Genomic DNA, 17,028 nt, shown 5'->3' with positions numbered 1-17,028 from the left:
ACGGAAGTTAAGCTCTTCAGCGCCGATGGTAGTTGGGGGATCTCCCCCTGTGAGAGTAGGACGTCGCCAGGCAAATAAAGAGAAGAGCAGCTCACAATGAGTTACTCTTTTTTATTGTTGTAAATGGATAAAAGGCGAGTTAATAAAAGGGATTTATTGGTAAAAAGCGCAATAAACGAAAAGATGACGCAATTAGGGCTGGAAATGACGCATATAATAAAATAATGACGCAATCACCCTCTGAAATGACGCAATAAAGTCAAAAACGACGCAATCCCCACTCAGCCAGTCCAGTCTATCCATAAATCAAACCTTCAAAAGTCCGAAAATAGTTCCATTCCCGTCATTTTAACCCTAAAGCTGCTCATCATGACCTAGTTTTTTTACAAATATCCAGCGTAATCGTAAAATTGTCCCCTGATCTCCTATTCCAAAGACTATCCCAAAGACCAAAACCAGTCCAACACCTCACCATCTCCCAACCTACTACACTACCAAGCCCCACCACCAATATTCCAACATCTTTTCTCAATCTTTTTTAGGGAGACATACACAGAGATGGTGGCTGAAACATAAGATTAGAGTACACTTGATTATTCTGTCAGTTATAATGTTTAAAATTATGTATACAATTAGTGTTTTTGAGGCAGAATTGATTGTATGGAGGTGGAGGGCCCTATGTTAGAACAAGAACGTAAGGCGGCTTTGGAAGAGTGTATCGTGTGTCACGTTGAGAAGAAGGTTGGAATCCATCTATACACATCGTTTATCTGCACAGAGTGTGAGAATGAAATGGTCCATACAGAAACGAACGATCCTTTGTATAAAATGTTCATACAAAGGTTAAAAAAAGTGAATACTCCTCAAATCTACTCATAACCAGAAGATAGACATGGTTATGATTTTTTTTGTTGTCAGGAACCCCGTTATCGATTCACAAAATTTGACGGCGCATGGAAGAGCAGGGGTGTGATACGATATGAAAGGATATCTCTATTGAGGAGCTAGATGGAATGAAACGAGATCATAGGAGAACCCCGCTTATTGAAGCGATAGGGAGACATTTGAACACCGACCCTATTTCTTTTCATGTGCCGGGTCATAAGAACGGTTTATTGATGAAGGAAGATCATCCGTTTTTTCAAGGGGATCTGACAGAGTTAAGCGGTTTGGACGATTTACATGATCCCCGTGAGGCGATAGAAGAAGCTGAGGCTATGCTTGCTGATGTATATGGCTCCATAAAGAGTTATTTATTGGTGAATGGCAGTACAGTAGGAAACATAGCAGCAATTCTAGCTTCTTGTGTACCGGGGGATACGGTGTTTGTTCAACGGAACTGCCATAAATCGGTGTTGAACGGGATCAAACTTGCCCGGGCTGTACCGGTATTCATTGAAACAGAGTGGAGTGACTCAGGGACCGCCTTGGGTGTTCGGGGTGATGCTGTGAAGGCAGCGCTGAAGGCGTTCCCCCATGTGAAGGCATGTGTACTGACGTATCCGACATATCACGGATTCTCGTATACTATTAAACAGATCATTGAAGAGTTACATAAACACGGTGTGATGTGTATCATTGATGAGGCCCATGGCGCCCATTTCACGTTGGGTTCACCCTTTCCGGAGTCGGCCTTGGAATGTGGAGCAGATATTGTGATCCACTCGGCTCATAAGATGCTTCCCGCCATGACGATGGGATCGTATTTACATATTGGAAGTAAACGGGTGAATGGGCGGAAGGTAAAAGAGTATTTATCTATGCTACAATCAAGTAGTCCGTCGTATCCAATTATGGCATCGCTTGATTATGCGAGATCATATGTGGGGACGTTTTCCAGGGAGGATCTGGATCGAACGCTGCAGGACGTCAGTCTCTTAATGCAGACGGTCGAAAGAATTCACCCTCAGCTCTCTGTTCAACAGTCACATGATCCTTTAAAGCTTATAATGAGGCTTGAAGGACGGACGGGATATGTTCTTCAGGGGCTATTAGAATCAGAAGGGATATTTCCGGAACTTGCTGATCCATCTCAAGTATTGCTGATCCTTCCTCTTATAAAAAGGGGCCTTTCATTTCCTTATGGAGAGGCGGTCAGCAGGATATCGAGTGCTCTTAAGAATGAGCCGGTTGTCGAGGTAAGCTCTGGGATAAAATTAATCCCATCGGATAGGAAAAATCATTTCTCCACATTGGCATTAACGCTGGAGGAAATGGACGAGAAGGCTGAAGTCCTGATACCCTTGGATGAATCGGAGGGAGAGATCGCTGCTGGAATGGTGACACCTTATCCCCCGGGGATCCCTCTATTGGTACCTGGTGAAAGGATCACTCGCGAGGTCATCCTGCGATTAGAAGAATATATAGTAAATAAGGCAAACATACAAGGTCATCATCGTTTAACTGATCACTGTGTGTTTGTGTATCGATAAGCGGAGGGAAATAGATGAAAAAAGGATTGTTCATTACCGTCGAAGGACCCGAGGGAGCAGGGAAATCAACGGTTTTATCAGAGCTGCATCACCAATTGGAACAGGATGGCTTCGATGTTGTTCTGACAAGGGAACCGGGTGGCGTTTCAATTGCCGAGCAGATCCGGGAAGTCATTTTAAACACAAAGAACACAGAAATGGACAAACGGACAGAAGCCCTGTTATATGCCGCTGCGAGACGGCAGCATTTGGTGGAGATCGTGATCCCTGCCCTTTCTGCAGGAAAGATTGTAATGTGTGATCGTTTCATTGACAGCTCCCTTGCGTATCAGGGGAATGCCCGTGGTATCGGAATGGAAGAAGTTATGGACATCAATCAATTTGCCATTGAGGATAAGATGCCGGATCTAACATTATATTTTGATATTGATCCAGAAGAAGGACTGAAAAGGATCTCCAAACATAGTGGTAGAGAGGTAAATCGGCTGGATCTGGAATCGGTGGAGTTCCACACCAGCGTTCGGGAAGGATATCAGAAGGTTATCAGACAATACCCTGATCGAATCAGGGTCGTCGATGCCAGTAAGAGTAAAGAAGAAGTAATTAATGATGCCTATGAAATCGTGACGAGGTACTTAAGGACGATTCAATAAAAAAGAGGAGGACTGCTTAAACCCTAAGAAGTCCTCCTCTTTTTTAGATGAAGCATTGAAGTCTGTTCAATGATATAATAGAAGGAAGTAAATGGCTTTATAACGGAGGAATTTATTCATGAAGGTAATTATGGCAGTTGTACAGGATAAAGATAGCAATCGTTTGTCTAACGCCCTGATGGAACATAATTTTCGTTCGACAAAATTAGCGAGTACCGGCGGGTTTTTAAAATCCGGCAATACCACTTTCATTATTGGTACAGATGATATTCGTGTGGATAAAGCGTTACAGGTTATTAAAGAGAACTGTCAGTCACGTGAGCAGATGGTGGCTCCTGTATCCCCTATGGGTGGAAATGCCGATTCTTATGTACCTTATCCCGTTGAAGTTGCCGTCGGCGGAGCAACCGTGTTTGTTCTCCCTGTAGAGCAATTCCATCAGTTTTAAAGAGAGGGTCATTTAATGAAAATTAACCAAGACCATCGTGTGTCCATAGATAGTGTAGGAAAAGACCAGAGAACAGTCGGCACGGGTCAAGTTAAATTCGGACAGCTGGTTCAGAAACACGACCAGAAATTGCAGATGGACCAGCTCAATAAGCTTCTCACGACAATAGAGGATGCCGGAAGTCGTTTATCTCAATCGAGGACATTCAAAGATCTTGCCAAGTATAAAACATTGGTGAAGAAGTTTGTACGGGAAGCCGTCGATTTTGGGATGGATCTGAAGCAGTCCCATACATGGAATCAGTATGGGGAAGGGCGGAAGCTCAATATCGTTGAAACAGTCGATCAGCATCTTGTGGGTTTAACAGAGGATGTATTGGATAAAGAAAAGAAATCCATTGATATATTAGGAAAAATAGGGGAAATAAAAGGTCTCCTTATTAATCTTTATATGTAAGAGAGTGATGTTAAGACATGTTGTTTGAAGAGATACAACCATTTCAGCCCGTCGTCCTTCAGATGTTGCAGAATAGTATATTGAAGGATCGTGTCGCTCACGCTTATATATTTGAGGGTGAAAAAGGGACACGAAAGAAAGAAATGAGCCTCCTGTTCGCGAAAGCATTGCTTTGCCTCAACCGGGTGAATGGTAAGCCGTGTGAAGAATGCACCAACTGCAGAAGAATTAATCACGGGAATCATCCGGATCTTCACATCGTCGAGCCTGATGGTCTATCCATAAAGAAGGATCAGATTAAAAGCCTTCAGGAAGAGTTCTCGAAAACGGGTGTAGAGTCCAAGAAGAAAATCTACATCATCGTTCACGGAGATAAGATGACGGCGAATGCGGCTAATAGCCTACTTAAGTTTCTTGAAGAGCCGTTGGCAGATACAACGGCGATCCTGATCACGGAAAATATTCATCGGATCCTGCCTACTATTCTTTCGCGTTGCCAGACGGTTTCATTTAAGCCGTTGCCGAAAGAACAGCTGACAAAACAGTTATTGGAAGAAGGGATCCCACCCCATTTTGCGACCCTCGCAGCCAACTTGACGAATCATTATGAGGAAGCTGTAGAAATATGTCAAAATGAGTGGTTTGCACAAGCAAGAATAATAGTGTTAAAATTATATGAAGTCCTCCAGAAAAGTCCCTTCCAAGCAATGGTCAAAATACAAGAGGATTTTGTACAGCACTTCAAAGAAAAAGATCAAGTCGATCGAGCATTGGATCTTTTACTTCTAATATATAAAGACTTACTTCATATCCAGCTGGGAAAAGAAGAACAGCTCGTGTACCCGGACCAAAAGGAAAACTGGAAATCAAACGCACTTCAAGTGTCTACGAATCGTCTTTCTACTAATATGACGGTGATACTTGAAGCAAAACGCAAATTAAACGCCAATATGAATTCGCAGCTGCTAGTAGAACAGCTTATGCTAAAACTGCAGGGGTGATGGTCCTTTGTACGATGTTGTAGGAGTTCGCTTTAAAAAAGCGGGTAAAATCTATTATTTCGATCCGGGTGAATTGGACATTCAAAAAGATTGCTATGTAATCGTTGAAACTGTCCGCGGAGTCGAATTTGGTAAAGTAGTCGTAGAGAGAAAGCAAGTAGGAGAAAACGATGTAGTGCTTCCACTGAAGAGAGTGATTCGGATCGCCGATCAAAAAGATCGTTTGATCGTAGATGAGAACAAGTCATCTGCAACGGAAGCCTATAATGTATGTTGTGATAAAATTAATCAGCATCAATTGGATATGAAATTGGTAGATGTAGAATATACATTCGATCGCAATAAAGTCATATTCTATTTTACGGCTGATGGACGCGTTGATTTCCGAGAGCTGGTGAAAGATCTGGCCTCCATTTTCCGTACGCGCATTGAACTTCGTCAGATTGGCGTTCGAGACGAAGCAAAAATGCTGGGTGGTATTGGTCCTTGTGGCCGCATGCTATGTTGTTCTACCTTTTTAGGGGATTTTGAACCTGTGTCCATCAAAATGGCGAAGGATCAAAATCTATCCCTTAATCCAACGAAGATTTCAGGTCTATGCGGACGATTAATGTGCTGTCTGAAATATGAGAACGACGAGTATGAAGCAGCCAAAGAAGAATTACCTGATATCGGAGAAGTGATTAAGACACCTAATGGAAAAGGTAAAGTGGTAGGTCTTAATATTCTTGAGCGTATTCTTCAGGTAGAAATAAAAGAAGAAGAACGGGTTCTTGAATTCACATTAGATGAAATTATGAACGAGGGTGCCGTATCATTCCAAGCCACAGAGTAACGGGGTGTAGTGTCGTGGATAAGAAAGAGTTCTTTGATTCAGTCAGTAACATGGAACAACAAATTGGTCATTTATATCATCAATTAGGTGAGCTCAAACAATGCCTAGCTGAAATGTTAGAGGAGAATAACTCTCTAAAGCTGGAAAATGAACATTTGCGCCGTAGACTGGAACAAACAGAGAACTCACCAAAAAAGGTACAAACAAACAGCGATGCGGGTACGACGGGTGAGTCAGACTTAGAAGATAAAACACTGGATATCGGAGAAGGCTATGATAACCTTGCCCGACTATACCAGGAAGGATTCCATATTTGTAATATACATTTCGGAAGTCCCCGTAAGGATGAAGATTGCCTGTTCTGTCTTTCTTTCTTAAACAAGAAATAAGGAACGTTTCATTCTTTGGAATAGAATACAGACTAAAAAGGACTGATCCATAAAAAGGATTGGTCCTTTTTAATCGAAAGGCTGTTTTCGCAAAGATTGTTGCTGTTCGCATACCCATTAAGATTTTCGATGCTCTGTCATTTAAGTTGTGGTGCAGGAGGGAACAGTCCCTCTTTCCACGGACGTTCGGCCGAGCCTCCTCAGCGAAATGAGGAGGCTCACCGCCAGCCCCGCGGAAAGGCGAGCACCTGTAGCGGAAATCAACAGCCACTCGCTACATCCAAAAGCAACAATGTTTACGAAAACAGCCAATCGAAAAGTGCCGGCGGCTTGAACAGTCCCAAAGCGGAAACAATATATAATAGAAGAAAAAATGGAGGGAACCTATGGTTCAGTTAAAAGAAGATGAACGTTTAGATTACTTATTGGCTGAAAACATGAGGATCATTCAAAGTCCATCTGTTTTCTCCTTTTCTACAGATGCTGTCCTATTGGCCCATTTCAGCTATTTGCCGATTAACAAAGGGAAAGTGGTTGATTTGTGTTCTGGTAATGGTATTATTCCTTTATTATTAAGTGCCAGAACCAATGTAGAGATTACGGGAGTGGAAATCCAGGAACGGTTGTTTGATATGGCCCAAAGAAGCATCGAGTACAATGATCGCCAACACCAGATAGCCATGAAAAGGGGCGATGTAAAGGAGATTGATCGTCTCCTTCATCATTCCCATTATGATGTGGTCACGTGTAACCCACCCTATTTCAATACGCCACCAGGGGACAAGAGGAATGTGAACGAGCATTACGCCATTGCCCGTCACGAAATCCTATGCACCCTTGAGGATACCATCAAAGCTTCAAGCTATCTGTTGAAGCAGGGAGGGAAGGCTTCCTTCGTTCATCGACCGGGTCGCTTGATGGATATCCTCTCATTAATGAGGAAGCACCGTCTTGAGCCGAAGCGGCTTCGCTTTGTTTATCCAAAGCCGGGAAGAGAAGCCAACACCATATTAATAGAAGGAATTAAAGATGGGAAACCAGACCTAAAGATCCTTCCGCCATTATATGTGTACGATGCAATGAATGAGTATTCTAAAGAAGTACATGATATGCTATTTGGACATAATGAAAATAGCCAAACGTGATGCAGGAGGTGAGCTTTACAAATGAATCAGCAAAAAAGTTTTCAGGATAATGACAAAGGAAGCTTGTATCTTGTCCCTACGCCAATAGGGAATTTAGAGGATATGACGTTTCGCGCCATCCGTATGATGAAGGAGGCGTCAGTGATTGCCGCCGAAGATACAAGAAATACGAAAAAACTGTGCAATTACTTTGAGATTGACACACCTATCATTAGTTATCATGAGCATAACAAAGAAACAAGCGGGCAGAAGCTGATTGAACGAATGAAAAGAGGAGAGCTCGTTGCCCTTGTAAGTGATGCAGGAATGCCTTCGATTTCAGATCCTGGTTATGAACTGGTGAAGGAAGCGATCGAGCACGATATTGCTGTCATCCCATTACCCGGGGCGAACGCAGCTCTTACGGCTTTGATTGCTTCTGGCTTATGTCCCCAGCCATTTTATTTCTATGGATTTTTACATAGGGGGAAAAAAGACAAAAGGGCTGAACTAGAAACACTTAAATCAGTAGAAGACACATTTATCCTTTACGAGTCTCCGCACAGGTTAAAGGAAACATTAAAGGAATTGTATACAGCTTTAGGGAACAGGCAAATCGTTATCTGCCGGGAACTTACGAAGAAGTTCGAGGAATTCATCCGTGGTTCACTTGAAGAAGTCATGGAATGGGCGAATGATGGGGAAGTACGTGGCGAATTCTGTTTATTGATCGAAGGTGCTGGTCCCCTTGAGAAAGAACAGGAGGAAGAGTGGTGGAGCAGTTACTCTCTTCAAGACCATGTTCAGCACTATATAAATGAAAAAAACCTGTCTTCGAAAGAAGCCATCAAGCACGTTTCCAAAGAGCGGTCCCTCTCGAAACGCGAAGTGTATCAAGCCTATCACGTTGAATAGAAAGACCGCATTTTATAGATAAATAAAAAAAGGCCTGAGTTCAGTCACTCAGGCCCTTTGATATAGTAACACCAAATTATTTTGTTTGTAATGATTCTTGGATTTCTTTCAGTAATTGATCGGCACCTTCACGGCTAAGAACTAATTTACCATTGGCAAGCTTGATGTTGTCATCTGAAACTTCCCCGGTAATTTGGCAAGTCATGCTTGGCTTATATTTCTTTAAGATGATTCTTTCATCATCCACATAAATTTCCAAGGCATCTTTCTCAGCGATACCTAATGTACGGCGTAATTCGATGGGAATAACGACACGACCTAATTCGTCAACTTTTCTTACAATACCTGTAGACTTCATTTGAGAATCTCCTCCAAATAAATATAATTTATCTCTATCTGTTTCGTCAATATTCGACAAATTTCTTTAACTGATACTATCATACCAACGATTGGGAATCTCGTCAATAATTAAATCTGTAAATTATTAATAAAAAATGGATGTGTGAATACTGATACACTAAGCTTTACGCTTTGTTGTAAAAAATTGTATTACCAATTAAATATTATTGTAAAGAAAGTAATAGGAGAAGGGTTTGTCGAATTCTCGTTAATTACCGCGTTTGTTCGACATAATTCGACAAAATCCAGTAATAGCATTGTTTAGTTGCAGAAACCCTTTATTTTAGGTATATTTTGATGAGATAAGAGGTTAAGATGATAGGTAAGTGTCTTTTGATTGGATGTTTATAACAAACTTACTGCTATAAACCATTCGGAGGCTTTTTTGGCTTTATGGGGGTAAATGAAAAAGAGGAGGAACAGAACGTGGAAGAAAAATTGAACACCTTCTATATTACAACACCGATTTATTATCCAAGTGGAAATTTACATATTGGACATGCATACACCACGGTTGCAGGTGACGCCATGGCCCGCTATAAGAGAATGCGTGGATTCGATGTCATGTATCTTACAGGGACGGACGAACATGGACAGAAGATCCAAAGGAAAGCTCAGGAAGAGGGGATTACTCCTCAAGCATATGTAGACGGCATTGTAAGCGGAATTAAAGATCTTTGGGGGAAGTTAGATATATCCTATGATGACTTTATCCGTACGACGGAAACGCGCCATAAGGAGATTGTCGAAAAGATCTTCAATCAGCTTGTGGAGCAAGGGGATATCTACTTGGATCAGTATGAAGGATGGTACTGTACGCCATGTGAGTCCTTCTTTACTGAAAGACAATTAGAAAACGGGAATTGCCCTGATTGCGGGCGTCCGGTTGAAAAGGTAAAGGAAGAATCGTATTTCTTTAAGATGAGTAAATATGTCGATCGACTTCTTGCTTATTATGAAGAGAACCCTGATTTCATTCAACCCGAGTCACGTAAAAATGAGATGGTGAATAATTTCATTAAACCCGGATTGGAAGACCTGGCTGTGTCCCGTACGACCTTCGACTGGGGAGTGAAGGTCCCTGGAGATCCGAAGCACGTGATTTACGTTTGGATTGATGCTCTCTCCAACTATATCACCGCTTTAGGATACGGAAAGGAAAATGATTCCAACTACTTAAAATATTGGCCAGCTGATGTTCATCTGGTAGGAAAAGAGATTGTCCGTTTCCATACAATTTATTGGCCGATCATGCTGATGGCTTTAGATCTTCCCCTCCCGAAGAAGGTATTCGCTCATGGATGGCTTCTGATGAAAGATGGAAAGATGTCTAAATCTAAAGGAAATGTCGTGGATCCCGTAACCCTGATTGATCGTTATGGCCTTGATTCCCTTCGCTATTACTTGTTACGAGAAGTGCCGTTTGGCTCTGACGGGGTTTTCACTCCGGAAGGATTTGTAGAAAGAATCAATTTCGATCTGGCCAATGATTTGGGTAACCTGCTAAATCGTACAGTGGCCATGATCAATAAATATTTTGATGGTGTTATCCCAACCTATGTCGATTCCAAAGGGGAATTCGATCAGGCCCTTCTTAATATGAATGACGAAACGGTCAAGAAGTATGAAGATGCTATGGAGAACATGGAGTTTTCAGTAGCCTTATCGAGTCTTTGGCAGTTAATCAGCCGTACGAATAAGTACATTGATGAAACTCAGCCTTGGGCCCTTGCGAAAGATGAAAGCATGAGAGATGAGCTTGGAAGTGTCATGAGTCATTTGGCAGAGTCGTTAAGAAGAGTAGCCGTTCTATTGCAGCCATTCTTAACAAGGACACCAAAGAAGATTTTTGAGCAGCTGAATCTTCATGACGAAAAAATGCATACTTGGGAAAGCCTTGAGAGCTTTGGAACGATACCTGCAGGCACTGAAGTGGTCAAAAAAGGAGAGCCGATTTTCCCGCGTCTTGAACTCCAAGAAGAGGTAAGCTTTATTAAAGATAAAATGAAGGGTTCAGCCCCGGTTGAGGAAGAAAAGACAGCAGCACCTGCGAAGGAAGAAGCGGAAGAAATCGGAATCGATGATTTCATGAAAGTCGAGCTTCGCGTAGCGGAAGTTATTGGAGCGGAGCCGGTTAAAAAAGCCGATAAGCTTCTAAAGCTGCAATTGGATCTTGGATTTGAAAAACGCCAGGTAGTATCAGGGATCGCTAAGTTCTATCAGCCAGACGAACTGGTAGGGAAAAAAGTGATTTGTGTCTCGAACTTGAAACCGGTAAAACTTCGCGGAGAACTTTCACAAGGAATGATTCTTGCCGGAGAAGAAAACGGAACATTGTCTCTTGCTTCCATCGATCAATCTTTACCAAATGGAACAAAAGTAAAATAAGTGATTTACATGATTTTAAGAAAAAGGGATGTTCCACGTGGAACATCCCTTTCATTATATTGATATAATTTGTTCGACCCAAAAACATGCCTTTTTCATTTTAATCATTATGTTGAAATAGTGATTGTTGTGGAGAAGAACAAAATACTTTGGTTCTGGGACTAAAATCGATACAATGAAGAGTACGTGCGAATGAAATAGGACAAATAAAAATATCCATACTAACCATAATATGTAATACGAATGTTACATGAATGTGATGCTTGTCATGCGTTTTTATATTAAACTTATCTTTACTACAAGGAGTGTCTTACATGCTATTTGATACACATGTTCATCTGAATGCCGAACAATTTGACGAAGATCTGGAGGAGGTAATTTCAAGAGCAAGAGAAGCTGGAGTTGAAAATATGGTAGTCGTCGGATTTGACCGGCCTACGATTGATCGCGCCATGGAGCTCATAGGTCAGTATGATTTCTTATACGCCGCGATCGGGTGGCACCCAGTGGATGCAATTGATATGAAGGATGAAGATCTTGCCTGGATAGAAGAGCTTTCGGAGCACCCTAAAGTAGTTGCGATAGGGGAGATGGGGCTTGACTATCACTGGGATAAATCCCCGAAGGAAGTTCAAAAAGAAGTATTCCGGAAACAGATTCAACTAGCTAAGAAAGTAAAACTCCCGATCGTTATACACAACCGTGATGCCACACAGGATATAGTGGATATTCTGAGGGAAGAAGGAGCAGAAGAAGTCGGTGGAATCATGCACTGCTTCAGTGGAAGCCCGGAGGTTGCCCAGGAATGTGTAGACATGAATTTCTATATCTCCCTTGGAGGTCCCGTAACCTTTAAAAATGCCAGAAAACCAAAAGAAGTAGCAAAGGAAATTCCTTTGGATAAGCTTCTGATCGAGACTGATTGCCCTTACCTGGCCCCTCATCCATACAGAGGGAAGAGGAATGAACCGGCGTACGTCAAGCTTGTGGCAGAACAAATAGCTGAACTGAAAGAAGTGTCATTGGAAGAAGTAGAGAAAATGACCACAGAAAATGCAAAAAAATTATTCAACATAAACTGACATCAACATTTGTCGAGATTTGAGAGAGCTTGTCCAAATAGGAAATGAAAACAAATAGTTCTACATAGGAATCTTGTTTCATAGGATGAACGTGTCGATAACTCTCTCTTTTCTTTTTCTTTCATTTTTTGCATAATATGTTTTGTGTTCCCCGGGTTGTAATATTTTGCTAGATTAGGTTAGAAGAAGTTAGGGTTGACAGTCACTGGATAACTCTATATAATCACTCCGAGAAAAGGAGGCGTTTTTCATGAACTTTAAAGCCATGAAAAGCCTGTTTTCCAAGTCTTTGAGTCGAAGGAAATGGATTGTTACAATTGGAACATTGATAACATCTGCAGCTGTATTTGGAATTCTTTTTTATGAAGGATCGAAGAACACTGTAGCATTGACCTTAGACGGCGAGCAAAAAGAGATTAGGACGCATGCAAACACGATTCAAGATATATTACAAGAATTAGAGATTTCACCCCGCTCAGAAGACTATTTGTACCCCTCGGGGAATACGAAGGTCTCGAATAACATGAATGTTGTTTGGGAACCGGCAAAACAGGTAGGGATCACAGTAGGAGGCCAGGAGAAAAAAATCTGGACGACTGCAGATACAGTAAAAGAGTTACTCTCTGAAAATGAAATTCAAGTAGGAGAACATGATAAGGTCCAACCCGGCTTATCAGAAAAAGTAACAGGGAACATGGATGTAATGATTGATACCGCATTTTCACTTAAACTTGTAAATGGTGGAAAAGAGCAAAAGGTATGGTCTACTTCGACTACGGTCGCTGACTTTTTAAAGCAACAAGGAATTACACTAAAAGATTCAGACCGTGTTGAACCAAGTTTAGACAAAGTTGTTAAAGCAAATGATGTCGTAAATGTCGTTCGAGTTGAAAAAGTCACCGATGTAGTGGAAGAGACAAAAAATTTCACCGTTATTTCCAAGAAGGACTCTGACCTTTCAAAAGGAAAAGAGAAAGTTGTCCAAGAAGGTAAAAACGGAAAGATCGAAAAGAAGTTTGAAATCGTAAAAGAGAATGGCAAAGAGGTTTCCAGAAAATTAGTGAGTGAAAAAGTCGTGGAAGAAAGTCAGGATGAAATCGTGAATGTCGGAACAAAGGTGTTAGTGGCCCAAGTTTCACGTGGACGTTCATCATCCAGTTCAGAGGCTTCAGCCGCTCCAAGTGGCGGCAGGGAATTCTATGTCAGTTCAACCGCATACACAGCTTCATGTAACGGATGTTCCGGACACACGGCTACAGGCATCAACTTAAAAGCAAACCCAAATGTAAGAGTGATTGCAGTTGATCCTTCCATTATTCCTTTAGGATCCAAGGTTTATGTAGAAGGTTACGGCTATGCCGTTGCAGCAGATACAGGCGGAGCGATCAAAGGAAACAAGATTGATGTATTCTTCTCATCCAAATCAGATGCATATAGATGGGGAAGAAAAACCATCAAAGTGAAAATACTGAACTAATAGCAGGGAGTTTTCCTGCTTTTTTTTATTTCTTGGTTAAAACCGTTATAATAGCTTTAGGTTTTCATTTATTAGACGAAATGAAAAGAAGAAATGTTTCAACTTTTTTGGAGGAATTATGAAAATAAAAGAAATCATCGTAGTCGAAGGGAAAGATGATACAGTTGCCGTTCAACGCGCCGTCGATGCGGATACGATTGAAACCAATGGTTCTGCTGTGTCTCCTGCTACAATAGAGAAAATCAAACACGCCCAGGAAAAAAGGGGTGTTATCATATTTACGGATCCCGATTATCCAGGAGAACGAATCCGGAAGATTGTGGCGGGAGCAGTGCCGGGGTGTAAGCATGCCTTTGTACATAAGAAGGACGCGCTGCCGAAATCGGGCAGGGGGATAGGCGTTGAGCATGCAACCCCTGATGTCATCCGGGAATCCTTAAGGGAAGCTCATTTACTCGATACCGAGCAGGAGGAAGTCATTTCGAAAGACGATTTGATTGATGCTGGTTTAATAGGGGGTCCTCAGTCCAAAGATCGGCGGGTAGCACTTGGTGAGAAACTGAGAATCGGCTACACTAATGGGAAACAGCTCCACAAACGATTACGGATGTTCAATATTCAAAAAGAAGAGTTTACACAAGCGTTAATGGAAATCATTCAGGAGGAAGAACATGCATAAAGATATTGCCACACCCTTACGCACGAAAGAAATCCTTGCCAAGTATGGTTTTTCGTTTAAGAAAAGCCTGGGTCAGAATTTTTTAATCGACCCTAATATCCTAAGGAACATAACGGAACACGCAGGTTTATCCGAGAAAACAGCGGCCATTGAAATCGGGCCTGGTATCGGAGCCTTGACCGAACATCTTGCTCGTACGTCGGGCAAGGTCGTGGCCTTTGAAATCGATCAGCGGCTGATTCCGATCTTGGACGACACATTATCACCTTATGATAATGTGAAAATCATTAACGAAGATATCCTGGAAGCGGATGTCGAAGCGATAATTAACAAAGAGCTCGAAGGGTTCGACGATATTATGGTTGTGGCCAATCTTCCCTATTACGTCACAACGCCTATCATTCTAAAGCTATTGATGGAGAGGCTCCCTATCAGGGGAATATGCGTCATGCTTCAAAAAGAAGTGGGAGATCGCATCTCTGCCCGTCCAGGGACAAAGGCATACGGATCCCTTTCCATCGCTATACAGTATTATACAGAGGCTGAGATGGTTATGACTGTCCCGAAGACGGTCTTTATGCCCCAGCCGAATGTAGACTCTGCCGTCATCCGTTTAACGAAGCGTGATAAGCCTCCTGTGGATGTTATCAGTGAAGACTTCTTTTTCACCGTTACACGCTCGTCTTTTGCTCAGAGAAGAAAGACGATCTTAAATAACTTAACAAGTCAGCTTCCTCTTGGCAAAGAAAAGAAAGACTTGATACTTGATGCGTTGTCTACAGCGGGAGTGGGACCTGCACGCCGCGGAGAAACATTAACGATACAAGAATTTGGTTTGTTAAGCGATGCATTGCACCCACATTTTCATTAAAGGTTAGGTGGCTAAACGTAAAACGCGTTTAGCCATTTTTTTATGTTCGCGTGGACACGGTAAACCCAATCCTATTTTATTGGCACCTAATATTCCCGGCATGCATAGGTTATCACAGGGAATAATTACTTACTTGATGGAGAAGGGTAGGGCATATGCTGATCCTCCTCGGCTTGTTGATTTCCTTTTTTGATTTCTCAATGAATGTTTAGCCCATGGGAGTGACTGATGTGAATATCGAAATCAATGATGTCGTAGGTCGCCTTTCATATCACTGTGATATTTTATTCAGGGTAATAGATATCCGCATGATAGATGGTCATAAAACGGCAGTACTGTATGGTGAAGATTTTCGATTGATAGCGGATGCTCCTTTTCATGATTTGAAGAAGATGGACCCCAGGGAACAGGATCGGATTACACAGGAGTTCCGTTCGAAGGAAGAGCAATCCTTAGATTTGTTCCGACAGGATATAGAGCTTCTCAAGTATAAGCAGGAGTACAGGGTGACGAATGCTTATCGAGACGATTATAACTATTTTCAAGTTCCGGGGAAAGTACTTCATCTTGATGGAGATCCCAGCTATTTAAGAAAGTGCCTAGATCTTTATGAGAAGATTGGTGTCCCGGTAAAAGGTGTCCACTGCAGTGAAACAGAGATGCCTCAACAAATCGGATCCCTTATCGATAAATATAGACCGAATATCATCGTATTGACAGGTCATGACGCCTATTCCAAGTCGAAAGGGGAAAAGGCTGACATCAACGCCTATCGACATTCTAAATATTTTGTTCAAGCAGTAAGGGAAGCACGCAGCAAATCCCCTCACCTGGATCAGCTTGTGATCTTCGCAGGTGCTTGTCAATCCCACTTTGAGTCCCTGATCCATGCAGGAGCCAACTTTGCAAGTTCTCCTTCGAGGGTCAATATCCATGCTCTGGATCCCGTGTATATCGTTGCCAAGATTTGTTTTACGGGGTTTAAGGATTCGGTGAATGTGTGGGATGTCATCCGGAATACGTTAACCGGGGACAAAGGATTGGGTGGCATTGAAACGAAGGGTGTCCTTCGTACAGGAATGCCATACAAAATCACGGAAGATGAATAAGAATGTTCGACAAAACCTTTGAAGACCTTGCCATTCATGAGTGAAATGGCAAGGTCTATTTCATTTTGATGTGTCATATATTGGTTGGGTGTTGTAATTTTTCTTCATTGCCACGATTGGTCATAGTTCTTTTAAAAGGCTGTTTCCGTATACATTGTTGCTTTCAAAATGCTATCCAGCTCCGGCGGCTGGAGGCTCGAGGTCATAAGCTAAATGGTCCAAGAAGGCAAAAAACGCCTTCATGGCCCATTCATCTTATGCTTGTCGCCTCTGACAAAGCCGCCTCCGCTTTAAATTGTTTACATAATTTTTCATTGTATGGGGAATGTTAGGGGTGTAGAAAAAACGTATTTTTTGTTGAATAAAATATATTGACAGGTGTTCATGGTTCTTGTTAAAATAATAAATTTATTTGACTAAAATTACATAATGTGTTATATTTAATAACAGTGAGGTGGAAGCGAAATGCCAAAAACATTAGCCGACATTAAAAGATCCCTTGATTCCAATCTGGGGAAACGTTTAATGCTTAAAGCAAACGGTGGACGTCGAAAAACAATTGAGCGTTCAGGTGTTCTAGCCGAAACGTATCCTTCTGTATTCGTGGTTCAACTGGATCAAGAAGAGAATGCGTTCGAACGAGTTTCTTACAGCTATGCAGATGTTCTCACTGAGACAGTTCAATTAACATTTTATGATGAAGCAACAGGAAATATCATCTTTAGCCAGCAGTAGACAATTGTTTGCTGCTTTTTATGTGTTTAAATACA

The 17,028-nt window shown here is 41.9% G+C and carries 18 protein-coding genes and 1 rRNA gene; 18 read left to right on the top strand and 1 reads right to left on the bottom strand.

Annotated features, from left to right (window positions below; genetic code table 11):
* The 11 genes from rrf to rsmI form a co-directional block, all read left to right on the top strand.
* Positions 1-72: ribosomal RNA gene (rrf, locus tag JI667_RS24080) — 5S ribosomal RNA — on the top strand; the annotation flags it as partial.
* Between the two features lie 606 nt (positions 73-678).
* Positions 679-879, top strand: a complete 201-nt coding sequence (locus tag JI667_RS19725) for a sigma factor G inhibitor Gin (RefSeq protein ID WP_244668404.1) — start codon at positions 679-681, stop codon at positions 877-879.
* A gap of 134 nt (positions 880-1,013) precedes the next feature.
* A complete protein-coding gene (locus tag JI667_RS19720) occupies positions 1,014-2,432 on the top strand; it encodes an aminotransferase class I/II-fold pyridoxal phosphate-dependent enzyme (RefSeq protein WP_206858020.1) in 1,419 nt (472 codons plus the stop codon).
* Between the two features lie 14 nt (positions 2,433-2,446).
* Positions 2,447-3,085, top strand: coding sequence for a dTMP kinase (gene tmk / locus JI667_RS19715; RefSeq protein WP_206858018.1), 639 nt, complete (start codon positions 2,447-2,449; stop codon positions 3,083-3,085).
* A 118-nt stretch (positions 3,086-3,203) separates the two neighbouring features.
* Complete coding sequence (locus JI667_RS19710; protein WP_206858016.1) at positions 3,204-3,533, top strand: cyclic-di-AMP receptor; 330 nt, start codon at positions 3,204-3,206, stop codon at positions 3,531-3,533.
* 15 nt (positions 3,534-3,548) lie between these two features.
* Positions 3,549-3,989 (top strand): YaaR family protein, encoded by a 441-nt coding sequence (locus tag JI667_RS19705; RefSeq protein WP_206858014.1) that lies wholly within the window; start codon positions 3,549-3,551, stop codon positions 3,987-3,989.
* Between the two features lie 17 nt (positions 3,990-4,006).
* Complete coding sequence (gene holB, locus JI667_RS19700; protein WP_206858013.1) at positions 4,007-4,990, top strand: DNA polymerase III subunit delta'; 984 nt, start codon at positions 4,007-4,009, stop codon at positions 4,988-4,990.
* Positions 4,991-4,997: 7 nt separating this feature from the next.
* Positions 4,998-5,825 (top strand): PSP1 domain-containing protein, encoded by an 828-nt coding sequence (locus JI667_RS19695; protein WP_206858011.1) that lies wholly within the window; start codon positions 4,998-5,000, stop codon positions 5,823-5,825.
* A gap of 14 nt (positions 5,826-5,839) precedes the next feature.
* Positions 5,840-6,214 carry a DNA replication initiation control protein YabA gene (gene yabA / locus JI667_RS19690; protein ID WP_148971327.1) on the top strand — a complete coding sequence of 125 codons (375 nt, stop codon included), beginning with the start codon at positions 5,840-5,842 and terminating at the stop codon, positions 6,212-6,214.
* Positions 6,215-6,600: 386 nt separating this feature from the next.
* Positions 6,601-7,359: a tRNA1(Val) (adenine(37)-N6)-methyltransferase gene (locus JI667_RS19685; RefSeq protein ID WP_206858008.1), complete on the top strand. Its 759-nt coding sequence runs from the start codon at positions 6,601-6,603 to the stop codon at positions 7,357-7,359.
* Positions 7,360-7,380: 21 nt separating this feature from the next.
* Positions 7,381-8,253, top strand: a complete 873-nt coding sequence (rsmI, locus tag JI667_RS19680; RefSeq protein WP_206858005.1) for a 16S rRNA (cytidine(1402)-2'-O)-methyltransferase — start codon at positions 7,381-7,383, stop codon at positions 8,251-8,253.
* Between the two features lie 76 nt (positions 8,254-8,329).
* Here the strand turns inward: rsmI and JI667_RS19675 are convergent, their stop codons facing one another.
* Positions 8,330-8,611: an AbrB/MazE/SpoVT family DNA-binding domain-containing protein gene (locus tag JI667_RS19675; RefSeq protein ID WP_098353711.1), complete on the bottom strand. Its 282-nt coding sequence runs from the start codon at positions 8,609-8,611 to the stop codon at positions 8,330-8,332.
* A gap of 467 nt (positions 8,612-9,078) precedes the next feature.
* Here JI667_RS19675 and metG point away from each other — a divergent pair, with 467 nt between their 5' ends.
* The 7 genes from metG (at position 9,079) to veg (ending at position 16,993) form a co-directional block, all read left to right on the top strand.
* Positions 9,079-11,040 (top strand): methionine--tRNA ligase, encoded by a 1,962-nt coding sequence (gene metG / locus JI667_RS19670; protein WP_206858004.1) that lies wholly within the window; start codon positions 9,079-9,081, stop codon positions 11,038-11,040.
* Positions 11,041-11,354: 314 nt separating this feature from the next.
* Positions 11,355-12,122, top strand: a complete 768-nt coding sequence (locus tag JI667_RS19665; RefSeq protein ID WP_206858002.1) for a TatD family hydrolase — start codon at positions 11,355-11,357, stop codon at positions 12,120-12,122.
* A gap of 250 nt (positions 12,123-12,372) precedes the next feature.
* The gene (locus JI667_RS19660; protein WP_244668403.1) at positions 12,373-13,599 is read left to right on the top strand and encodes a ubiquitin-like domain-containing protein; all 1,227 of its coding nucleotides are present in this window, start codon (positions 12,373-12,375) and stop codon (positions 13,597-13,599) included.
* Between the two features lie 118 nt (positions 13,600-13,717).
* Complete coding sequence (gene rnmV / locus JI667_RS19655) at positions 13,718-14,278, top strand: ribonuclease M5 (protein WP_206858001.1); 561 nt, start codon at positions 13,718-13,720, stop codon at positions 14,276-14,278.
* Positions 14,271-15,149 carry a 16S rRNA (adenine(1518)-N(6)/adenine(1519)-N(6))-dimethyltransferase RsmA gene (rsmA, locus tag JI667_RS19650; protein ID WP_206858000.1) on the top strand — a complete coding sequence of 293 codons (879 nt, stop codon included), beginning with the start codon at positions 14,271-14,273 and terminating at the stop codon, positions 15,147-15,149. Before rnmV ends, rsmA begins: the two co-directional genes overlap by 8 nt.
* A 230-nt stretch (positions 15,150-15,379) precedes the next feature.
* A complete protein-coding gene (gene yabG, locus JI667_RS19645; RefSeq protein WP_206857999.1) occupies positions 15,380-16,258 on the top strand; it encodes a sporulation peptidase YabG in 879 nt (292 codons plus the stop codon).
* A gap of 465 nt (positions 16,259-16,723) precedes the next feature.
* Positions 16,724-16,993, top strand: coding sequence for a biofilm formation stimulator Veg (veg, locus tag JI667_RS19640; protein ID WP_032085220.1), 270 nt, complete (start codon positions 16,724-16,726; stop codon positions 16,991-16,993).
* The last annotated feature ends 35 nt before the right edge of the window (positions 16,994-17,028 follow it).

The organism is Bacillus sp. NTK074B (assembly GCF_017303375.1).
In the GTDB taxonomy this organism is placed as follows: domain Bacteria; phylum Bacillota; class Bacilli; order Bacillales; family Bacillaceae_B; genus Rossellomorea.
This window is presented reverse-complemented; position numbering and strand designations above follow the sequence as displayed.